We start from the raw sequence: 19890 nt of genomic DNA, 5'->3' as shown, positions 1-19890 counted from the left end.
CCTGGAGGGATGACTATGTTTGAACTGGTTGATAGCTTACCGCAAAGCGCGGTTATTAAAGTTATCGGCATTGGCGGAGGTGGCGGTAACGCTGTCGAGCACATGCTGACAACTGACGTTGAAGGCGTCGAGTTTATCTGTGCAAATACCGATGCTCAGGCATTAGCTAAATCGGCAACGCGTACAGCCCTGCATATTGGCAGTGGGCTGACGAAAGGCTTGGGTGCTGGCGCTAATCCGGAAGTCGGACGTCAGGCTGCCCAGGAAGATCGTGATCGCATTGCAGAAGCATTGGCGGGTGCCGATATGGTGTTTATTACCGCCGGTATGGGTGGTGGTACCGGCACGGGTGCAGCTCCGATTGTTGCTCAAGTGGCTAAAGAGATGGGAATTCTGACGGTCGCAGTAGTGACCAAGCCCTTCGCTTTTGAAGGACGCAAGCGTCAGCGTATCGCCGAAGAAGGCATTCGGGAGCTCCAGGAGCATGTGGACTCACTGATCATCATTCCGAATGAGAAGCTGCTGCCGGTACTGGGGCGTAACACCAGCCTGATTGAAGCATTCAAAGCCGCTAACGATGTTCTGAAAGGGGCTGTGCAGGGTATTGCTGACCTGATTATCCGTCCGGGTATGATCAACGTTGACTTTGCTGACGTGCGCACGGTGATGTCTGAAATGGGTATGGCCATGATGGGTACTGGTTACGGTCGTGGTGAATCACGTGCCGTTACAGCGACCGAAGCGGCTATAAACAGCCCGCTGCTTGAAGATATCGATCTGAAAGGTGCAAGCGGTATTCTGGTTAACATCACCGGTGGACTGGATCTGAGTCTGGGTGAATTTTCTGAAGTCGGCGATATTATCGAAGGCTATGCATCTGATGGTGCGACTGTTGTGGTCGGTACTGTTATTGATCCGGAAATGAGTGACGAAATTAAAGTTACGGTCGTGGCAACTGGACTCTGTAAAGCGCATGAAGCAGCGCAGGTGTCCGGTAGTGATACACGTGCAGGTGGAATGTCATCCAGAAAGTCGGGTGATTACGGACAGCTCGAACTGCCGAGTGTGGTGCGCAATCGTCGCGACGAGAAACCAACGGCTGTTGCCAAGGCGGTTAAAAAGCCTGAAATGGCAGCACCCTTACCCGAAGAGATGAAGAGAACCGGAACGGATGATATGGATTTTCTGGATATTCCGGCATTTTTGCGCCGTCAAGCTGACTAAGCGCTAGCTTTTTAACCTTCCAGGTTGCCGCCTACCCGTTATCGGGAGGCGGTTTTTTTATGTACAGGATGTACGGTATACCCAAAACACTCGCTCCGCTCGCGGGGCAGGCCCTGCCGTGGGCGCATTTAGATTAACAGGTGTAGTTTACTTGTTGTTTACGCTCCGGGCATTCAAAGCTAAGTTGCACAGCTTTGAGTTGCAGTCCTTCACTGTTCTTGTTGTTTTTTCCGTAGCGTGGATCACCCATAACCGGATATCCTAATTCGGCGAGGTGGCGGCGTATCTGATGAGTTCGGCCTGTTGCAAGGGTGATTTCCAGCTGACTTTGATTCAGGTTCTCGTCGTAGCCTGTGCGTCTGAAGCTGGTGTTGGCGGGCTTGCCATCCAGGGGGGTAAGTATTTCACCCTGTGTTGGAGCTTTGCCAGCTACCCAGGCTTGGTAAACCTTGTTAATGCGCTGTTGCTGAAACAGGTTTGACAAGGTGGCGGCCGCCGTTTTGGTATGTGCTATCAGCATGAGCCCAGCGGTTTCTCTGTCCAGACGGTGTACCAGAAATACGGGCTTGTTTGTGTGCTGTTCAACCTGGCGTAACAGTGATAGGTGATCGCCAAAGGCTGTACCCTGGGACATAACACCCGCTGGTTTAAACCATACGCTGTAGGATTTTCTCTGATCCAGGCAATGAATACCTTCCGGTAGTTGCCGTGAAAGAATATCTGCGTCATAACTTAGTATGAGTTTATCGCCAGCAAGCAGTTTTTCACTGGCGCGACGCAGCCGCTTGCTGTGTTTACGCTTGAGTACAACGGCACCTTTGCTCATGGCATCTTTGATGCGCTGTTTGGGTAATTCGCTAAGACGACTCAGTAGGCTGGCGGCATCGCAACCCTGCTCTTCCAGCAAGACCTGATGCTGAAGCTCTATTGTCATGTGTATTTTCCTGTTCGGTCAGCGTTGCAGTAGCGGTGTATAGCCACCAGGTACGCCCTTGCTGACAACAGCTACAGCATCATGATCATGCAGGCTTTCATGGTGTTCAACACGAATCCAGAAATCCTGATAAGCATCAACTTGGTTGAACGTGGTTTTCAGGCGTCTGGCGGCATCTTCGCAGAACATCATGTTGGCGCCATTGAGTCGAGCAAATTCCTGCTCATCTTCACGCTTTACGGCGGTTTGTACCGGCGTCTGCAGGGCTTGTTCAGTGCGGTCGATCAAATCAAGCAGGGGCAGGATGTCGTGTGCCATCGGATCAATTTTCACCCGTAACCGGGCATAGCTGCGCTGACTATGTGGTGTTGCAACACTGCCACGCTCTGAACGCAACCAGTGTTCAACCTGTTCACGACTGACTTGTTCTTCGCCAGAAAAATCGTCGCGAAAAGCTTCCTGCAGTAATTGTCGTGACAGGGCGGCTGAACAAGGGCAGGTGGATGAGTAGGGGACGGATACCGATAGCTCCAACGAAAACTCATTACCTTTTTGAATGGCTTCAATGCTGCTGGGATAGGGTTTCCAACCAGTGTAATCACTTTTCAGTGCTGGGCGCTGCAAGGGATATTCGAATGACAGTTTCAGAATAGCGGCTTCGCTGATTCCCCGGTGGCTCTCGCAGACGCGTTGCAGGAGTTTCTGCATGGATGCAGGGGTCAGTGCTTCCTGTGCGGCAAATTCATTCAGTAGTAAGTAGAGTCGTGACATATGAATCCCTTTAACTTCGGGGTTCACTATATCAACATGAATGTCCAGGTGCGCAATCACCGGCTGTAACTGCCCGCCTGGTTGGCAGACATTCAACGGTAGGGTGATATGGCTCATGCCAACCCAGTCCAGAGTCTCACGGCTCACCGCTGTGGTGTGGGTGGCGACATCTGGCATCTCGATTCGGGCATTCATGGCGGCTCTCATTGTAAGTCTGGTTTTGAAGTCAGCTATTATCGCTGGATCGACACGGATTGCAAAATGTAAAGTGTAGGGTTTTGGCTATATTTACAACTGATGCTATTCAGTTGTTTAGTGGGCAGTTCAAATCAGTTGCTGAGGGTGCTCAATGGGCAGTGTTAAGCTTTCCTTGACGCTTTCCATCACAATGTAGCTTTTGGAGTTTTTTACGCCAGGCAGTTTCAATAACATATCACCCAATAGTGCCCGGTACTGGGTCATATCCTGCAGTCGTGCTTTGAGCAGGTAGTCGGCATCGCCCGATACCAGGTGGCATTCGAGAATATAGGGTAGATCAGCAATAGCTTTGCTGAAGCGCTCAAAAGCATCGGCTGACTGATAGGATAAGGATATTTCCACAAATACCAGCAGGTCATAACCGAGTAATTCCGGATTAACCTGAGCATGGTAGCCGGTTATCAGCCGGTCGCGCTCCAGGCGTTTGACTCTTTCCATGCAGGGTGTGGTTGACAGGCCAACACGATCAGCCAGGTCGGTATAGGATATTCTCCCTTCTTTTTGTAGTACATTCAGTATGTTGCGATCTATACGGTCAAGTTTTCGTTGGCCTGGTTTAGATAATCTGGACACAGAGATTTTTCCTTTATATTTTATCTTTTTAAGAAAATTATCTGATTAAACTGCGATAATGAATTATATATCTAATGAGATTGCATTAGTATATGGCATCTTTTAACTGATGTCGTTTGTGCATCTGCGTTAGTAAAAAAGCTTTGCTATGCTAGGGCGGTGTTCAGCTAAATATCATTCAATTTTGGAGAGACCTGTATGACAACTAAAACCATAATCAGCACTGAAAAGGCACCTGCTGCGATCGGACCTTATTCTCAGGCGGTCAAGGCTGGCAATACCGTGTATATGTCTGGTCAGATTCCATTGAATCCGGACAATATGGAAATGGTCACTGAATCATTCGAAGCTCAGGCTGTACAGGTATTTGAAAACCTCAAAGCTGTTGCTGAAGCCGCTGGTGGATCGCTCGCGGATTGCGTCAAACTGACTATTTTACTGAGTGATCTGGCTAACTTTGCTCAGGTGAATGAAATCATGCAGCGTTATTTCTCTCAGCCCTATCCGGCCCGTGCTGCATATGCTGTTAAGGCTTTGCCGAAAGATGCGGATATTGAAGTGGAAGCTGTGATGGTGTTGGCTGACTAATCTGTAATCTGCGTTTAAGACTTACCGGGAGCAGTGCATGGCACGTAATCTCATAGCTCAGGTAGACTTGTCTGCCATACGTCATAACTATCAACTGGCGCGTGCGCAAGCACCTCAGGCTCGGGCGGTTGCTATTATCAAAGCCGATGCCTATGGGCATGGTGCTGTTCGGGTGGCCAGGGCGCTGGAATCGGATGTGGATGCCTTTGGTGTCGCTGCGATTGAAGAGGCTTTGGAGTTGCGTGATGCGGGTATTACACGGCCGGTGTTGCTGCTGGAAGGTTTTTTTGAAGCTGAGGAATTACCCTTAATTCAGCAGCATCAACTCTGGACGGCAATCCACAGTATAGAGCAACTGGAGAAGCTGGAAGCCTACCTGGAAAAACATCCTGATAGCCGGGGATTGCAGGTGTGGTTAAAGATTGACTCGGGGATGCATCGTCTGGGTATCGAACCAGCACTGACGTCTGGCGTACTACAGCGCTTGCAGGCATTGCCTGCAGTGGAAAAGCTTGTAGTCATGAGTCACTTCGCCTGTGCTGATGAGCCGCAACGGCCACATACAGAACAGCAACTGCAGTGCTTACAACAAGCGCTGACGGGGCATTCGGTGGACTTGAGCCTATCAAATTCAGCTGGGGTAATGCACTGGCCTCAAGCACATCATCAGTGGTTGCGCCCAGGCATTATGCTTTACGGGGCCAGTCCTTTTGCTGAACCTCAGGCTGTAGCTAACAGTCTTCGCCCTGGCATGACATTGACCACACAAATCATTGCTGTACGGGATGTGCAGGCAGGCGAGTCTGTAGGTTATGGTGCCAGTTGGGTGGCTGAAAAACCAACCCGCATCGGTACGCTGGCTGTGGGCTATGCTGATGGTTATTCCAGGCACGCACCTAATGGAACACCTGTGTGGCTTAATGGCCGTCGCACAGCGTTGGCGGGCAGAGTATCTATGGATATGTCGACCATAGATTTGTCACAACATCCTGACGCTAAACCTGGTGATCAGGTGGAGCTTTGGGGTGCGAATGTGACTGTCAACGAGGTGGCTGATTACTGCAATACTATTCCTTATACGCTCTTGAGTGGCCTTACTCGACGTGTTAAGCGGCGGTATTCGGATGATCAGCAGTCTTAAGCCGGAACCTGTTACTCGAGAATGCGCTGTAACAAGCGCTTAACCAGTTCTGGTTCGAACGGCTTGTCGACCATGGCGTTAACCCCACTTTGAGCACGTTGCTCAGGTGTGCCTGATTAGATTCTGAGGTCACCATCAGCACCGGTAAATGGGATAGTGTTTCGTGGCTGCGGATGTACTCCGTCAGTTGCAGTCCATTGACCTCCGGCATGTTGTAGTCGGTCACTACCAGATCAAAAGGCTGCTCGCTCAGAATTCTGATGGCTTCTGCGCCATCGGTCGCTTCTTCAAAATGCTGTATACCTAAATTGGTTAATACGCGGCGGATCATTTTCCGGGCCATGCGACTGTCATCGACCACCAATACGCGCAGGCTATCGGGGTCGTAACACTCCAGTGTCAGCTCATCTGAAGAGAGCAGATCCAGAGTTGCGCCGATGGCTGATTGTAGATTTGCGCTGGTAAAGGGTTTGGGTAGTATGGCAATAACGCCGGATTGTCGGAAACTTTCCAGTTGTTCGCGGCGGGTTTCACTGGATATCAGCATAAAAGGCAGCTCAGTATAGCCGGGGGTATTATGCATCCAGTCGAGCAGGTCCTGAGCTGTTCCGTCGCTAAAATGCAGGGCGCTGACAATTAAATCTGGCTTGATTTGCTGGACAGACGCTTTTGCTTCAGCAATGGACTCCACGCTGTCGATAGCCATTACACCGGCTGAATTAAGTTGCTGGGTAATGATTTTTCGCTGTAACTGCGAAGGCTCAATCAAAAGCAGGTTGAGTTGACTGGCAGAAAGTGACCGCATGCTGACCTCATGAATTCCGGACGTTTAAGTCAACAATAGCAGCATGGATATTTTTTACCAGTCCAGATCGTCAGGTATTTGAAATTGTTCGTATTCGGCTTCCTCGGCAGCAATCTTGTCACGACGCTCGGTATCTTCTTTTATCACCGCATTGGGGTCACGTTGAATAATGCGTTCTGCAATCTCATAAGGTACCAGCTCAAAGCAATCATTGACGCAGACCAGGGCTATACGACGGCTGGCTAACTGGCGTTGCAGGTCAGCATTGATCCATAGCTGTTTGACCTTGCTCTGGCTGATGAAGTAGTAGCGGACATCACCCTCTTTAGGCAGCCTGATACGGTGTTGATCGACCAGTTGACGTATTTCAGCCTGCCCGGCGCGTTGTGCCTGCGCCTGCTTGCGGGCTTCATTCAATGCACGATCTTTCTCTAGCTTCTCTTGTTTTGCAGCTTCTGCACTGGCTGTGTGCTGGTCATTGTCCGGTTTGCTGCCTTGTTTGGATTGCTTGCGCTTTTCCAGCTCTACCTGCTTGATTTGCTTTTTGCTGGCAATGCCAGCTTTGAATAACTGATCTTTTAACGAACCTGCCATAACTCACAAACCCTGAAGCACAGAAAATAAAGGTGATAAGTGTAACATGATGTAGGCTGTCTGGAATCCTGTAGCTGTGTTTGTTGAATTGTTGCATCAGTATTTGCATTCCTGAGCCTGGCTGCTTATACTTCGCGCCGATTCTGTTAATTCAGATCACTGCGTTATGGTGGCTCTGCCGGTCCTCTCGCAACGATACACCGTGAACCTGGTCAGGCCTGGAAGGGAGCAGCCACAGCGGTCGACTCGTGTGCCGGGATGTGGCTGGTGGAGCCGCCTCCAATTTTCCCCTCGTTTTTATCCTGATACACCCTTGCTAGCTGTTTTTTCGAATGCGTCTTTGGTGCTTAAGATGTTCTTGTGTCACGCTGGGTGGTGATATCGCTTTGGTGTGACCCGCTTTCGTCGTCCATGACGCGCTCGACTGTCGCCCAGATCCCATTGGCCCTGAATCACTATGTTGTTGAAAGCACATTAGCCATCAACAGGCATTTTTTAAATCCTGATCTATTCGCTACACTAAACAGTACAAACTTGTGCTGTGGATTTTCTGCAGTGTCCAGGCTGTTTATGGAACCTTCTGTGAGCCGTCTCCTGATTCTGAACAAAAGAGGTGTGTAATGGGTTTGCTGGTAGACGGGCAATGGGTTGATCAATGGTATGACACCAAAGCATCTGAAGGTCGGTTTGTGCGTAGCGAGGCGCAGTTTCGCAACTGGATTACCGCTGATGGTCAATCCGGTCCTACAGGTGAGGGTGGTTTTAAAGCCGAGCCAGAACGTTACCATCTGTATGTCTCACTGGCTTGTCCCTGGGCGCATCGGACGTTAATTTTTCGTGCGATTAAAGGGTTGGAGTCGTTTATTTCGGTATCCGTAGTCAATCCGTTGATGCGCGAGGATGGTTGGACCTTTGCTGAAGGCGAGGGTGTTGTCGCTGATCCACTGCATCAGGCTGATTATTTACATCAGGTCTATACCGCTGAAGATCCTCTGTATACAGGGCGGGTTACTGTGCCGCTGCTCTGGGATAAGCAGCAACAGCGGATTGTCAGTAACGAGTCGGCTGATATCATCCGTATGCTGAATAGTGCCTTTGATCGTGTTGGAGCAGCGTCGGGCGATTATTATCCGCAAGCCCTGCGTAAAGAGATCGATCAGATCAATGATAGGGTATATGACTGCGTGAACAATGGTGTTTATAAAGCCGGGTTTGCTACCACGCAGTCAGCCTATGAGGAAGCAGTGCAACCCTTATTTGATACTCTGGATTGGCTTGACGAACAGTTATCAACACGTCGTTTTCTGCTTGGTGATCAATTGACTGAGGCTGACTGGCGTTTGTTCACTACGCTGATCCGTTTTGATGCGGTGTATCATGGGCATTTTAAATGCAACCTGAAGCGCATTGATGATTACCCACATTTATGGGGCTACATCCGGGAGTTGTATCAGCAGCCTGGTGTAGCCAATACGGTGAATATGGCGCATATCAAGACACACTATTACGCTAGTCACACGATGATTAATCCGACGGGTATCGTTCCGGCAGGGCCGTTGCAGGACTTTGATCAACCGCATCAGCGTGAATCTTCCTGAGATTCATTGTTGCAGTGCGGTAAGTGTTTATAGCTTATGCTTATATAGTCTAAAAGAACTAAAAATTAACCCTTAAGAACAATAGTAGAGAGGTTAAGTAGGATTATACTGATTAACCATCCTGACAGTGCGTTCGGTACTGTCAATTTAATGCTTCCAGAAGTGAAATATCATGACTGCCAGACGAATGATTATTGGAGTATCGGCTTTTCTGCTGGCTCTACTTAGTACCTCTACCTGGGCTGCCTCCGGCCCGCTCGATTTGACAGCTTCTACAGCCGGTTACATTGCCCTGGTGGTGTTTGTGTTGGCGTATATGCTGGTGATGAGTGAAGAAAAACTGCATTTACGTAAATCAAAGCCTGTGCTGGTTGCAGCCGGGGTGATCTGGGCTATTGCTGGTTGGGTCTATGTTCAGGCTGATCTGATTGGCGTGCCGGAAGAGGCTTTCAAAGAAACGCTGCTCGAATTTGCCGAGTTGATGCTGTTTTTGCTAGTGGCGATGACGTATATCAACGCTTTGGAAGAGCGACGGGTGTTTGATGCCCTGCGTTCGTGGATGGTAAGAAAAGGATTCAGCTATCGGACTCTGTTCTGGATGACTGGACTGCTGGCCTTTTTCATCTCGCCGATTGCCGATAACCTGACCACCGCTCTGCTAATGTGCGCTGTGGTGATGAAAGTGGGTGAGGGTGATAACCGCTTTATTAATCTTTGTTGTATCAATATTGTTGTTGCTGCCAATGCAGGCGGTGCCTTCAGTCCCTTTGGCGATATCACCACCTTGATGGTCTGGCAGGCGGGTCTGGTCCGTTTTGAAGAGTTCCTGGTGCTGTTCATACCTTCGATGGTGAATTTCCTGATTCCTGCCATTATTATGTCGTTCTTCATAGGTGACCAGAAGCCTCAGGTTAAGGATGAAGAGGTGGAGTTGAAAAGGGGGGCAAGACGTATTCTGGTGCTGTTTTTACTCACCATAGCTACGGCTGTTGCTTGCCATATCGTGCTGCATTTACCGCCTGTATTGGGGATGATGGCGGGTCTTGGTTATCTGCAATTCTTTGGTTACTTCCTGCGCATGACCCTGCCAGGCTCTTTGGCAAAAAAACGCTTGTTGGCCGAGCATGCTGGCGACAAGAAACGTCTGGAGCGACTGGGTGGAGTTGTGCCGTTTGATGTGTTTAACCGTGTAGCCCGTGCCGAGTGGGATACCCTGCTATTCTTCTACGGTGTCATCATGTGTGTTGGCGGTTTGGGTTTTATGGGCTATCTGGCAATGATGTCAGAAATACTCTATACCCAGTGGGATGCGACCTATGCCAATATAGCCTTGGGATTTATTTCAGCAGTGATTGATAATATTCCGGTGATGTTTGCGGTAATTACCATGGAACCACACATGTCTCACGGACATTGGTTGCTGATTACACTGACAGCCGGTGTGGGGGTAGTTTGCTGTCGGTAGGTTCCGCCGCGGGTGTGGCCCTGATGGGGCAGGCGCGAGGGATTTATACCTTTATGGGCCATCTGCGCTGGATGCCGGCGATACTGCTGGGTTATGTAGCCAGCGTGTTGATGCATCTGTGGTTGAATGCGTCTTTATTCAGCGTATATTGAGCGATTATTTGCATGGGCCAGGGTAAGACTTGAAGCGGGAGTCATGGTAGGATAACCCCTTTATCAGGGTGACTTGAGAGAGAGCTAAACCCGACTATGAGCTATCAGGTACTGGCACGAAAATGGCGGCCGCGAAAATTCAGTGAAATGGCTGGGCAAGAGCATGTGTTGCGTGCTCTGGTGAATGCACTTGATAATGACAGATTGCATCATGCCTATCTGTTTACCGGTACACGGGGGGTGGGGAAAACCTCCATTGCCCGTTTGTTTGCCAAAGCACTGAACTGTGAGGAAGGTGTTTCCTCTACACCCTGCGGTGTGTGTACGGCGTGCCGGGAGATCGCCGAAGGTCGGTTTGTCGACCTGATTGAGGTGGATGCGGCCTCCCGTACCAAGGTTGAGGATACCCGTGAGCTGCTTGAGAATGTGCAATATGCACCGAGTCATGGGCGCTATAAGGTGTACCTGATCGATGAGGTGCACATGCTCTCCAGCAGTTCATTCAATGCATTGCTGAAAACTCTCGAAGAACCACCTCCGCATGTCAAATTTCTGTTAGCCACCACCGACCCGCAAAAATTGCCGGTAACGGTATTGTCGCGTTGCTTACAGTTTAATCTGAAGAATCTGAGTCCTCAGCGTATTGTTGAGCATCTGCACTATGTTCTCACTGAAGAGCAGCTCAGTTTTGATGAGCCAGCACTGTGGTTGTTGGCACGCAGTGCCGATGGCTCGATGCGCGATGCCTTGAGCCTGACTGATCAGGCGATTGCCTTTGGTTCAGGCATGGTGGCTGAAGCTGATGTGCGTACCATGCTGGGTACCATAGACCATCGATTGGTGTATCAGATTTTGATCGCCTTGGCGCAGCATGATGCCCGTGGTGTCATGGATGCGGTACAAGCCCTTTCCGAGTTCAGCCCGGATTACAGTTCGGTTTTGGCAGATTTGGTTGGTCTGTTGCACCGTGTGGCCCTGGCGCAATTACTTCCTGATGCCATCGATAACAGCCTTGGCGATCAACAGCAGGTCATGGAGCTCGCTGCCTTGCTGCGTGCAGAAGATATCCAGCTGTATTATCAGATTGGCCTGATGGGGCGTAAAGACCTGCCCTATGCACCGGATCTGCGAGAAGGGCTGGAAATGGTGTTGCTGCGCATGTTGGCGTTTCGTCCTGCCTCGTTACAGGTGTCAGCATCCGAAACTAAGTCGCAGCAGCAGGCGTCAGTGGAGCCGCACCGTGTGGATGCCGTGGACAACCCTGCTGTTAAAGTTGCTGCTGAAGCTGCAGTAGAAAAAAAACAGGTGGATAATACCCCTCCTCCATGGGACGAACCACCTCCCTGGACGGATGATGAGGTTCCTTCACCGATAAAAAAGCCTGAGGCTGCTGGTAGTCCGGCAGCCCAATACGCTGAACCTGCCTCTGAACTGGAAGCAACGGCTGTTCAACCAGTGGCCGCTGAGTCAGAGGTGATCGCTGGTACTGCCTCGATTGTTGCGGACGACGTCTCTGAAGCAGCAGTACCCCTCAGTCTGTCGAGTCTAACGCTAACTGATTGGGTCAGAGTTGCGCCACTATTGCCATTGACGGGTATGACGGCGAGTATTTGCCGCAACTTGTCACTGGAAAGAGTTGAAGCTGGATCGTTATGCTTCCATTATCCGCCGGAGCAGGGTGCACTGTTAAACGCGACACAAAAAGAGCGTATTCAGGAGGCATTACAGGCATATTTTGGCGGGACGCTTGAAATTAGCTTTGTTCAGGCGGAACAAACGTGTGAAACACCGGCCCAATATAGCAGTCGTAAAAAAGCTGAGCGTCAGGCTGAAGCGGTTATTTCTTTGCAGAAGGACCCGCTGGTTCAGCGTATAATTGAACAGTTTTCTGCTGAGCTGGATACAGCTTCTGTCAGACCTATTGATTAGTTGAGGATCTTATTATGATGAAAGGTATGGGCGATATCATGAAACAAGCCCAAAAAATGCAGGAAGAGATGCAGCGTGCTCAGCAGGAAATTGCCAGTGCAGAAGTGCAGGGTGAGTCTGGAGCCGGGCTGGTCTGTATCGTGATGAATGGACGCCATGATGTGAAAAGTGTCAGCATCGATAGCAGCCTGATGGAAGAGGATAAAGAGATTCTGGAAGACCTGATTGCAGCTGCAGTCAATGATGCTGTACGCAAAGTGGAAGCGGACTCGCAGCAGCGTATGTCTCAGATCACTGGTGGCATGCAGATGCCTCCAGGCTTTAAGATGCCCTTTTAATGTCATTTAGTCCCTTGCTTCTGCAATTGATTAACGCGCTGCGTTGCTTGCCTGGCGTAGGCCCCAAATCAGCTCAGCGTATGGCATTGCATCTGCTGGAGCGTGATCGTGATAATGCCCGGCATCTTGCTGAGGCTTTGTTGTTAGCGGTTGAGCAGATTGGTGAATGTGAACGCTGCCGGACTTTATCAGAAACACCCGTGTGTGATATCTGTACTGATGCTAGCCGGGATACCAGTCTGGTTTGTGTATTGGAGTCACCAGTTGATTTGCTGGCGATTGAGCAAAGTGGTGGTTTTGGCGGCGTTTATTTTGTGCTGAAGGGGCATCTGTCTCCCATTGATGGCGTGGGGCCTGAAGATCTGGGAATTCCCCAGCTACTTGAACGTATCGATCAGGGCGATGTAAAAGAGTTGATTCTGGCCACCAATCCCACGGTTGAGGGCGAGGCTACAGCACATTATATTTCTGCACAGATCGAGCGTGAGGATATTCGTATCACCCGCATTGCGCATGGTGTGCCAGTTGGTGGTGAACTTGAATTTGTAGATGGCGGTACGCTGGCGCACGCATTGGCGGGGCGACGTGTGATTGTCCGGGATAAAGCATGACGCAAACAACACAGGCGTATCAAGCTGAGACACTGGCGCAAAGTGCTCATGATCCGGTTTGGATACGTGATACAGCGGCTTTGGTACATTACTGTAAACAGTGGGCAGAGCTTCCACTGATTGCTGTAGATACCGAATTTATGCGCGTGGATACGTTTTATCCGTTACCTGGGTTGATTCAGGTAGCGGATGAGCATAGTTGTTATTTGATTGATCCGCTCAGCATTGAAGATATGTCAGCGTTTGCGACCTTGTTGGCTGATGTGCGCGTGCTAAAGGTGCTGCATGCTGCCAGTGAAGATCTGGAATTGTTCCGCCACCATTATGGAGTCGTTCCTGAACCGCTCATGGATACTCAGGTAGCAGCCGCATTTGCTGGTTGGGGGTTCAGCATGGGTCTGCAGCGTATCCTGCAGTATGCGTTAGATATTACGCTGGGGAAGGCTCACACTCGTTCTGATTGGCTGCAACGTCCTTTAACCGATGAGCAGGTTCTATATGCGGCGCTGGATGTTGCTTACCTACCACCATAGCAATGCAGCTTAAGCGTGAGCTTGAGGCCAGTGGCCGCTATGAATGGATGCTGGATGAATGTTGTCTGCTCAGTCAGTCATCACGTGACAGTGATCCTGAGGGGTTAGAGTACTACCGTCGCTTTACTCAGTTGAATATCAGTTCTGATGTTATCCTGGCAGGTCTGCGTGATTTGACAGCCTGGCGGGAAAAAGTGTGTCGTGCACGCAATATTTGCCGACCCCATGTACTGAGAAATGAACACCTGCTGAAAATCATAGAATGCTGGCCGCAAAATCTGGAGCAGTTAAATGCCTTAGGTTTGTTGCGCCGTCAGAATCTAAAAACGGATGGTGCCGCGATTCTGGCTGTTCTGTCACAGGCTGAGACGTCCGCTAAACAAAACCCACCTGAGCCGATTAATTTGCCCCTGCATATCTACCACAGTGCAACGCTTAAGCGTCTCAAAGCGATCGGGCGTGAAGTAGCGAAGCAGCAGCAGATCATGCCGGAATTACTCATACGTCGACGTGATCTGGAAAAGCTGATTAACTCCAAAGATGATCAAGGGCATCATCATCTCCCCAAAACACTGAGTGGCTGGCGCAAAGAGCTGATCGGTGATCAGTTGCTGGAAGCACTGCAAACGCAACAAGACGCAAGAGAGACTGCATGCTAGTTTGTTCGATATACCGTAGTTCGCGCAAAGACGAGATGTACCTTTACGTTGATAAGCGTAAAGGTTTGGAGTCCGTACCGGATGCCTTGAGCGAGATGTTTGGTAAAGCTCAACATATTATGGATATGCCTGTCATAAAGGGGCGCAAGTTAGCGCGTGTTGATGTTGATAAGGTGTTGGAATCAATTCGAGAGAAAGGCTATTTTCTGCAGCTACCACCGCCGAAAGAGGATTACCTGTTGGATTTGTATCCTAATCGTCCTGAAACAGGTGTGCGCTGATTTTGGCTCAGGAAGTCTTTTGGCAGCGTAAAACACTCAGTGAGATGACCCCGCAGGAGTGGGAGTCTTTGTGCGATGGCTGCGCGCTTTGCTGCCTGCACAAGGTCGAGGATGAAGATACGGATGAAGTATTCTACACCACCGTTGTGTGCCATCTGCTGGATGACCAAAACTGTCAATGTACCCGCTATAGTGAGCGTACGCGCTTAGTCCCTTCCTGTGTACAGTTGCGCCCGGAAGATGTATCGGCTTTCCATTGGCTGCCACCTTCTTGTGCCTATCGCCTGGTGCATGAGCGCAAGCCATTACCGGAATGGCATCCATTGCTCAGCGGTGATCCTGCTTCAGTGATTAATGCAGGTGCATCGGTACTGAGTGTATATGAGGTGAAAGATGATGAAATCGACGAAGATGATCTGATCGATTATGTGGTCGAAGAGGCTGTTTTTTTTCGCTCAAAAAACTGAAGAGTTAGTCTGCACCAACACATCCTGTACATGCGCCGCTCCTGCGCATCCATGCGCTGGCGACATATAAAAAAAGCATCCGAAGATGCTTTTTTTTAGGCCAAATCTAACTAATGATCAGTTGTTCTGATTATTAGCAGCCATCTGCTGCTTGATCAGATCACCGATAGTGGTCGGACCTGGTACATCAACTTCCTGATTGCGAACAGCGCTGATAGCGGCTTTCTCTTCAGCCTGGTCTTTCGCTTTGATCGACAGGCTGATGACGCGGTTGCGACGATCAACGTTGATGATCTTGGCTTCGACAGCGTCGCCTTCTTTCAGGATGCTGGTAGCGTCTTCGATGCGCTCAGCAGACAGTTCAGAAACTTTCAGCTGCGCTTCAACGCCTTCTGCCAGCTCTACAACCGCGCCTTTCGCATCAACACTCTTCACAGTGCCATTAACGATAGTGCCTTTTTCATTGGCAGCGGCGAATTCAGCAAACGGATCGCTTTCCAGCTGTTTGATACCCAGAGAGATGCGCTCTTTCTCAGCATCAATAGACAGGATAACCGCTTCAACTTCGTCGCCTTTCTTGAACTGACGCAGTGAAGTTTCAGCATCGGCTTCCCAAGAGATATCAGACATGTGAACCAGACCGTCAAGATCGTTATCCAGACCAACAAAGATACCGAAATCGGTAATAGTCTTGATGGTACCCTGGACTTTGTCACCGGCAGCGAACTGCTCAGAGAAAGCGATCCATGGGTTGATGGTGCACTGTTTGATACCCAGAGAAATACGACGACGCTCTTCATCAACGTCCAGAATCATCACTTCAACTTCATCACCGATCTGAACGATCTTGGATGGGTGGATGTTCTTGTTAGTCCAGGACATTTCAGAAACGTGAACCAGACCTTCAACGCCGTCTTCGATAGAAGCAAAGCAGCCGTAGTCAGTCAGATTGGTTACACGTGCAGCGGTTTTAGTACCGGCTGGGTAACGGTTTTTGATCGCTTCCCATGGATCTTCAGACAGCTGTTTCAGCCTAGAGAGATACGGCCAGATTCTTTGTCAAACTTGATGATGCGAACAGAGATTTCATCACCTGGGTTGAGCATTTCGCTTGGGTGAGAAATACGCTTCCAAGCCATGTCGGTGATGTGCAGCAAGCCGTCTACACCACCCAGATCGATAAAGGCACCGTAGTTAGTCAGGTTCTTAACGAAACCTTTAGCTACCTGTCCTTCTTCCAGAGTCGCCAGCAGCTCATCGCGTTGAGCGCTGTTGGCTTCCTGCATAACCGCACGACGAGAAACGACGATGTTGTTACGCTTAGGATCCAGCTTGATCAGTTTGAATTCCAGTTCCTTGCCTTCAAGATGGTCAACATCGCGTACTGGACGTACATCCACCAGTGAACCTGGCAGGAAGCCCTGAATGTTGTTGACAGTGACAGTGAAGCCACCTTTGACTTTACCAGAGATGTAACCGGTAACGGTTTCTTCGGCGTCAAATTTGCTCTGAAGAACTTCCCAGGCTTCTGAACGCTTGGCTTTTTCGCGTGACAGACGTGTTTCACCAAAGCCATCTTCAACGGCTTCCAGGGCTACTTTAACCGTATCACCAAGCTTGATTTCAAGTTCGTTGTTGTCGTTCAGAAACTGAGAGCGAGGGATGATCGCTTCAGATTTCAGGCCGGCATTCACGGTTACCCAGTCGCTGTCGATATCAACGACTTCGCCTGTAACCAGAGTGCCTGGGGTCATATCTAGAGATAGCAGGGATTCTTCAAAAAGATCAGCAAAGCTTTCGCTCATGAAATTGTCCTATAGTTCGCTGCAAAAAGTGCAGCTTCCAGCCTGTATCGCCAGTTATACAGGGTCGGTTATCGGTCATCGCTTTCCTGACACTAAACTGGCGAAGATGTCAGAACTACGAAAAAAGAGGTCAAATTATACAGAGGATTGAGTCTGGTGAATAGGGTGTTGCGCAAAAAATGCGCAATCAGAGCAGTTGTGCCATGCTGGTTTGCAGGGTTTGGCGTAACTCACGCTGACAGGGTGGCAGAACAACGTCCAGATCCTCTTGAATCACAGTGGGCAAACGGTATTGCTCAGGGTTGCCAAAATAGTCGCGTATTTCACGCTCTTCATTGAAATCGTTGGCGGCTAGTTGAACGGCATCTCCAACACAGAACATATAGGCTGGCAGGTGATCGACTACAATTTCTGTACGCTGCACAGCATCAAGCATCAGCTGATTGGCTTCAACAAAACGCTGGTATTCCATGCGCCCAGCGGCTGCCATGATTTCCAGCCTGAAGTTGCTGAACCGCTGTGCATCAGCCGATTGTCGAAGGTAGGTGTGCAGCATACGTTCAACACGATCCAGTTCTTGTGAAAAATTTTCCGGCATAAAGTGCTCTGCCATACGCCGATCTTCTTCATAAGTTTCAAGGCGAGCTTCCAGCGCTTCAATCTGTTGTTGCAATGTACGGTTCTCAATAATCAGATTTTCCCTGTCACGTACCAAACTATGTACAACACGCTCGCTAGGTGTCAGGTTTTCTTCTCCGAATGTTGAAGGCAGTTGGGCTTCACCGAGAACCCCTTCAGATTCTTCAAACGCTGAGGTGCCACTAAGATCAAAACCAAATTTTTCCAGGTCAACCTGATTTTTTGAGAATTGTTCTGAAACTATCCGGTAGGCAAAAAATAATACAGCAGCTAATAGCAACACCCCTATGGGTGCTGCTATTAGCAAGATCAATTTTTTTTTGTCCCGGGGCTTTTTGGGTTCAGTTTGCTCCGGTGAAGCTGCTGTATCTTCAGTTGCCATTCACTGTGCGATCCATAGCCTGTGCTGTGTGCGATAAGTGCAGGTCGATGAAATCCACCATGATCTCTGCTGTTTCCATCAATATGGACTCAGCTTCCGGATTGATGGGTCGGCCCTGGGCATCTTTAGGCAGCAGATCATCCAGTTCGCTTAACTGGCGTATAGGAGGTTCATCCTTAGCCATACGGCGCTGGTTTTCGGTATCAACCTGCCATTGTTCTACTTCATCTCGCTGTGCGCGCACCTCGGTAATATTCAGTGGTACCTGGGTTTGTTGACGTTGTTCCTTGCTGCGCTCGACCTGTTTGTGCATGAATGTGAAGTCAGGATCATTGGCAATGCGTGCTTCATGACGACTGATCAGTTCATCTAAAAAAGGTGTCAGGCTTGGAAAACGTCCATGGCGCACAGGGTTCACTGTGTCCCAGGGCAGGGCGCCTTCCAGAGCGCTTTCACCAATATCTTTTTCATCGAATAAGGTTGGGAACAGAATATGAGGTTGTACGCCCTCATTCTGTGTGCTTTCACCGGATATACGGTAGAATTTGGCATGAGTCAGCTTCATCTGTCCGTGTTCAAGGGGGAGTAAGGTTTGTACTGTACCCTTGCCAAAAGTACGGCTTCCGACCACCAGTCCACGGTTATAGTCCTGTATAGCACCTGCAAAAATCTCAGATGCTGATGCGCTCAATCGGTTTACAATCACCGCTATTGGCCCATTCCAGGCTACTTTGGGGTCAAAGTCTCCCAGAATGTCGACACGGCCACTGGCATCACGGATTTGTACAGTGGGCCCGCGGCTGATAAATAGTCCGGTTAGTTCATTAGCTTCACGTAGTGATCCACCACCATTATTACGAAGATCTACGATCAGCGAATCAATATTTTCACTTTTCAGTTCTTCAATCAGTTCTTCTACATCCCGTGTGGTGCTTTTGTACTCTGGATCACCTGCCTGCATGGCGGTAAAGTCAATGTAAAACGCCGGGATTTCGATAACTCCGACCCGGTAGGGTTGGCCGTTGCGCTCCAGGTCCAGTATACGTTTTTGCGCGGCTTGTTCTTCCAGTCGTACTTTGTCTCTGACAATGGTGATCACCCGGTGCGCACTGCGGTCCATGGAGTCGGCAGGTATGATCTGCAGTCTTACCGTACTTTCACGCGGGCCACGGATAAGATTAACAACTTCATCCAGACGCCAGCCAATTACATCCTGTATAGGACCATCACTATCCTGACCGACACCTATAATGGTATCAGAGGGTTTGAGTTGTCCAGCAAGATCCGCCGGGCCACCGGGTACTAAACGCACCACTTTGGTGTGCTCATCTTCTCCCTGGAGTACCGCGCCGATACCTTCCAGTGACAGGCTCATATTGATCTGAAAGTTTTCCTGATTGCGGGGCGACAGGTACTGACTGTGCGGATCGAACTCGTGTGCAATGGCGTTAGCATAACGTTCAAATACATCTTCATTATTGGTCTGTGCCAGTCGATTTATCTGATTTTCATAACGTTGAATCAGGGTTTCGCGTGCTTCAGCCACACTCTGGTCAGCCAGTTTCAGGCTGATGAGTGCATTTTTTAGTCGCTTGTACCAGAGTTGCTCCATCTCCTCGGTAGTCTCTACCCAGTCAGCTTCAGTACGGTCTGTCTCTATGCTCTCTGAAGTATTAAAGTCGAAGCTATGCGATTCATCCTGCAGGATATCAAGCATGTACTCCAGGCGCTCCATCTGACGCTGATGAAAACGGTTATAGATGGCGAAACCTGTATGAGTGTTACCCATCAGAATTTCTAAGCCAATCGCTTCCCGAGCATGTTCAAACTCTCTGATATCGGCTTGATATAAATAAATTCGTGAGGGATCCAGGTCTTTGAGGTAGCGCACAAAAATATCAGACGAAAGCTGCTCATCCATTTTTTTGCCGCTGTAATGACTTTGCTGCAACGCTGAAATAACATCCAGCAGTGCTTCTTCATGTTGAGGTTCAGCTGAATAGCGTGCATGTACCTGGCCAACAGCAAGCAATAACGCCAGCACAAGGCCTGTCAGCAGGGGTTTAAATGTAAATCTGGTCATAGTCTGGGTAGTTCCTGATTAGTCCATGTGCGGATTAAGACACCATTCTTGTTACGGAGT

At 49.6% G+C, this 19890-nt stretch carries 18 protein-coding genes, 1 other RNA gene and 2 pseudogenes; 13 read left to right on the top strand and 8 right to left on the bottom strand.

Annotated elements, in window-relative coordinates:
• Nucleotides 1-15 precede the first annotated feature (15 nt).
• Entirely contained in the window at nt 16-1224 is a 1209-nt protein-coding gene (gene ftsZ / locus LH51_RS12195; protein ID WP_036522482.1) for a cell division protein FtsZ, read from the top strand.
• Between the two features lie 133 nt (nt 1225-1357).
• On the opposite strand, the gene LH51_RS12190 is transcribed toward ftsZ, so the two are convergent.
• The 3 genes from LH51_RS12190 to LH51_RS12180 all read right to left on the bottom strand — a co-directional run bounded on the left by LH51_RS12190 (nt 1358) and on the right by LH51_RS12180 (nt 3760).
• Nucleotides 1358-2158 (bottom strand): RluA family pseudouridine synthase, encoded by an 801-nt coding sequence (locus LH51_RS12190; RefSeq protein ID WP_052063736.1) that lies wholly within the window; start codon nt 2156-2158, stop codon nt 1358-1360.
• An 18-nt stretch (nt 2159-2176) separates the two neighbouring features.
• The gene (gene folE2, locus LH51_RS12185) at nt 2177-3124 is read right to left on the bottom strand and encodes a GTP cyclohydrolase FolE2 (protein ID WP_235263703.1); all 948 of its coding nucleotides are present in this window, start codon (nt 3122-3124) and stop codon (nt 2177-2179) included.
• Nucleotides 3125-3253: 129 nt separating this feature from the next.
• Nucleotides 3254-3760: an Lrp/AsnC ligand binding domain-containing protein gene (locus tag LH51_RS12180; RefSeq protein ID WP_036522479.1), complete on the bottom strand. Its 507-nt coding sequence runs from the start codon at nt 3758-3760 to the stop codon at nt 3254-3256.
• Between the two features lie 198 nt (nt 3761-3958).
• Here LH51_RS12180 and LH51_RS12175 point away from each other — a divergent pair, with 198 nt between their 5' ends.
• Nucleotides 3959-4348: a RidA family protein gene (locus LH51_RS12175; RefSeq protein WP_036522477.1), complete on the top strand. Its 390-nt coding sequence runs from the start codon at nt 3959-3961 to the stop codon at nt 4346-4348.
• Between the two features lie 37 nt (nt 4349-4385).
• Nucleotides 4386-5489, top strand: a complete 1104-nt coding sequence (alr, locus tag LH51_RS12170; protein ID WP_036522475.1) for an alanine racemase — start codon at nt 4386-4388, stop codon at nt 5487-5489.
• Here alr and LH51_RS12165 read toward each other — a convergent pair.
• Both LH51_RS12165 and LH51_RS12160 read right to left on the bottom strand, forming a co-directional pair.
• Nucleotides 5455-6294, bottom strand: a complete 840-nt coding sequence (locus LH51_RS12165; protein WP_235263702.1) for a response regulator — start codon at nt 6292-6294, stop codon at nt 5455-5457. The two genes, alr and LH51_RS12165, sit on opposite strands and share 35 nt — an antisense overlap.
• 54 nt (nt 6295-6348) lie before the next feature.
• On the bottom strand, nt 6349-6888 hold the full coding sequence (locus tag LH51_RS12160; protein ID WP_036522473.1) for a DUF2058 domain-containing protein: 540 nt from the start codon (nt 6886-6888) through the stop codon (nt 6349-6351).
• Between the two features lie 176 nt (nt 6889-7064).
• Here LH51_RS12160 and ffs point away from each other — a divergent pair.
• From ffs to LH51_RS12115, 10 genes and pseudogenes are all read left to right on the top strand, one after another.
• Nucleotides 7065-7161, top strand: an RNA gene (gene ffs / locus LH51_RS20085) — signal recognition particle sRNA small type.
• 347 nt (nt 7162-7508) lie between these two features.
• The gene (locus tag LH51_RS12155; protein WP_036522471.1) at nt 7509-8486 is read left to right on the top strand and encodes a glutathione S-transferase family protein; all 978 of its coding nucleotides are present in this window, start codon (nt 7509-7511) and stop codon (nt 8484-8486) included.
• A 187-nt stretch (nt 8487-8673) separates the two neighbouring features.
• Nucleotides 8674-10103: pseudogene (gene nhaD, locus LH51_RS12150) on the top strand (sodium:proton antiporter NhaD).
• 96 nt (nt 10104-10199) lie between these two features.
• Nucleotides 10200-12032, top strand: a complete 1833-nt coding sequence (gene dnaX, locus LH51_RS12145; protein ID WP_036522469.1) for a DNA polymerase III subunit gamma/tau — start codon at nt 10200-10202, stop codon at nt 12030-12032.
• Between the two features lie 14 nt (nt 12033-12046).
• Nucleotides 12047-12370 (top strand): YbaB/EbfC family nucleoid-associated protein, encoded by a 324-nt coding sequence (locus LH51_RS12140; protein WP_036522467.1) that lies wholly within the window; start codon nt 12047-12049, stop codon nt 12368-12370.
• Entirely contained in the window at nt 12370-12981 is a 612-nt protein-coding gene (gene recR / locus LH51_RS12135) for a recombination mediator RecR (RefSeq protein WP_036522466.1), read from the top strand. The genes LH51_RS12140 and recR overlap by 1 nt, the downstream gene beginning before the upstream one ends.
• Nucleotides 12978-13514, top strand: coding sequence for a ribonuclease D (locus tag LH51_RS22735; RefSeq protein WP_235263701.1), 537 nt, complete (start codon nt 12978-12980; stop codon nt 13512-13514). Before recR ends, LH51_RS22735 begins: the two co-directional genes overlap by 4 nt.
• A gap of 2 nt (nt 13515-13516) precedes the next feature.
• A complete protein-coding gene (locus tag LH51_RS22730; RefSeq protein ID WP_036522464.1) occupies nt 13517-14173 on the top strand; it encodes an HRDC domain-containing protein in 657 nt (218 codons plus the stop codon).
• On the top strand, nt 14167-14454 hold the full coding sequence (locus tag LH51_RS12120) for a YcgL domain-containing protein (protein WP_036522462.1): 288 nt from the start codon (nt 14167-14169) through the stop codon (nt 14452-14454). Before LH51_RS22730 ends, LH51_RS12120 begins: the two co-directional genes overlap by 7 nt.
• A 2-nt stretch (nt 14455-14456) precedes the next feature.
• On the top strand, nt 14457-14921 hold the full coding sequence (locus tag LH51_RS12115) for a YcgN family cysteine cluster protein (RefSeq protein WP_036522459.1): 465 nt from the start codon (nt 14457-14459) through the stop codon (nt 14919-14921).
• A 117-nt stretch (nt 14922-15038) separates the two neighbouring features.
• Here the strand turns inward: LH51_RS12115 and rpsA are convergent.
• The 3 genes and pseudogenes from rpsA to LH51_RS12100 form a co-directional block, all read right to left on the bottom strand.
• A pseudogene (rpsA, locus tag LH51_RS12110) lies at nt 15039-16726 on the bottom strand (30S ribosomal protein S1).
• A gap of 187 nt (nt 16727-16913) precedes the next feature.
• Entirely contained in the window at nt 16914-17747 is an 834-nt protein-coding gene (locus tag LH51_RS12105) for a hypothetical protein (protein WP_036522457.1), read from the bottom strand.
• Nucleotides 17737-19830, bottom strand: coding sequence for a carboxy terminal-processing peptidase (locus LH51_RS12100; RefSeq protein ID WP_036522455.1), 2094 nt, complete (start codon nt 19828-19830; stop codon nt 17737-17739). The genes LH51_RS12105 and LH51_RS12100 overlap by 11 nt, the downstream gene beginning before the upstream one ends.
• Nucleotides 19831-19890: the final 60 nt, after the last annotated feature.

The organism is Nitrincola sp. A-D6, assembly GCF_000764495.1.
Lineage (GTDB): Bacteria > Pseudomonadota > Gammaproteobacteria > Pseudomonadales > Balneatricaceae > Nitrincola.
The sequence above is the reverse complement of the archived record's forward strand: the minus strand, read 5'-3'. Positions and strand labels throughout refer to the sequence as shown.

Coding starts and splice junctions, on each gene's coding strand:
- recR (WP_036522466.1), top strand. CDS start 12,370: ATGTCATTTAGTCCCTTGCTTCTGCAATTGATTAACGCGCTGCGTTGC.
- LH51_RS12105 (WP_036522457.1), bottom strand. CDS start 17,747: ATGGCAACTGAAGATACAGCAGCTTCACCGGAGCAAACTGAACCCAAA.
- LH51_RS12165 (WP_235263702.1), bottom strand. CDS start 6,294: ATGCGGTCACTTTCTGCCAGTCAACTCAACCTGCTTTTGATTGAGCCT.
- LH51_RS12190 (WP_052063736.1), bottom strand. CDS start 2,158: ATGACAATAGAGCTTCAGCATCAGGTCTTGCTGGAAGAGCAGGGTTGC.
- dnaX (WP_036522469.1), top strand. CDS start 10,200: ATGAGCTATCAGGTACTGGCACGAAAATGGCGGCCGCGAAAATTCAGT.
- LH51_RS22735 (WP_235263701.1), top strand. CDS start 12,978: ATGACGCAAACAACACAGGCGTATCAAGCTGAGACACTGGCGCAAAGT.
- LH51_RS12160 (WP_036522473.1), bottom strand. CDS start 6,888: ATGGCAGGTTCGTTAAAAGATCAGTTATTCAAAGCTGGCATTGCCAGC.
- LH51_RS12175 (WP_036522477.1), top strand. CDS start 3,959: ATGACAACTAAAACCATAATCAGCACTGAAAAGGCACCTGCTGCGATC.
- folE2 (WP_235263703.1), bottom strand. CDS start 3,124: ATGAATGCCCGAATCGAGATGCCAGATGTCGCCACCCACACCACAGCG.
- alr (WP_036522475.1), top strand. CDS start 4,386: ATGGCACGTAATCTCATAGCTCAGGTAGACTTGTCTGCCATACGTCAT.
- LH51_RS12140 (WP_036522467.1), top strand. CDS start 12,047: ATGATGAAAGGTATGGGCGATATCATGAAACAAGCCCAAAAAATGCAG.
- LH51_RS22730 (WP_036522464.1), top strand. CDS start 13,517: ATGCAGCTTAAGCGTGAGCTTGAGGCCAGTGGCCGCTATGAATGGATG.
- LH51_RS12120 (WP_036522462.1), top strand. CDS start 14,167: ATGCTAGTTTGTTCGATATACCGTAGTTCGCGCAAAGACGAGATGTAC.
- LH51_RS12100 (WP_036522455.1), bottom strand. CDS start 19,830: ATGACCAGATTTACATTTAAACCCCTGCTGACAGGCCTTGTGCTGGCG.
- LH51_RS12155 (WP_036522471.1), top strand. CDS start 7,509: ATGGGTTTGCTGGTAGACGGGCAATGGGTTGATCAATGGTATGACACC.
- ftsZ (WP_036522482.1), top strand. CDS start 16: ATGTTTGAACTGGTTGATAGCTTACCGCAAAGCGCGGTTATTAAAGTT.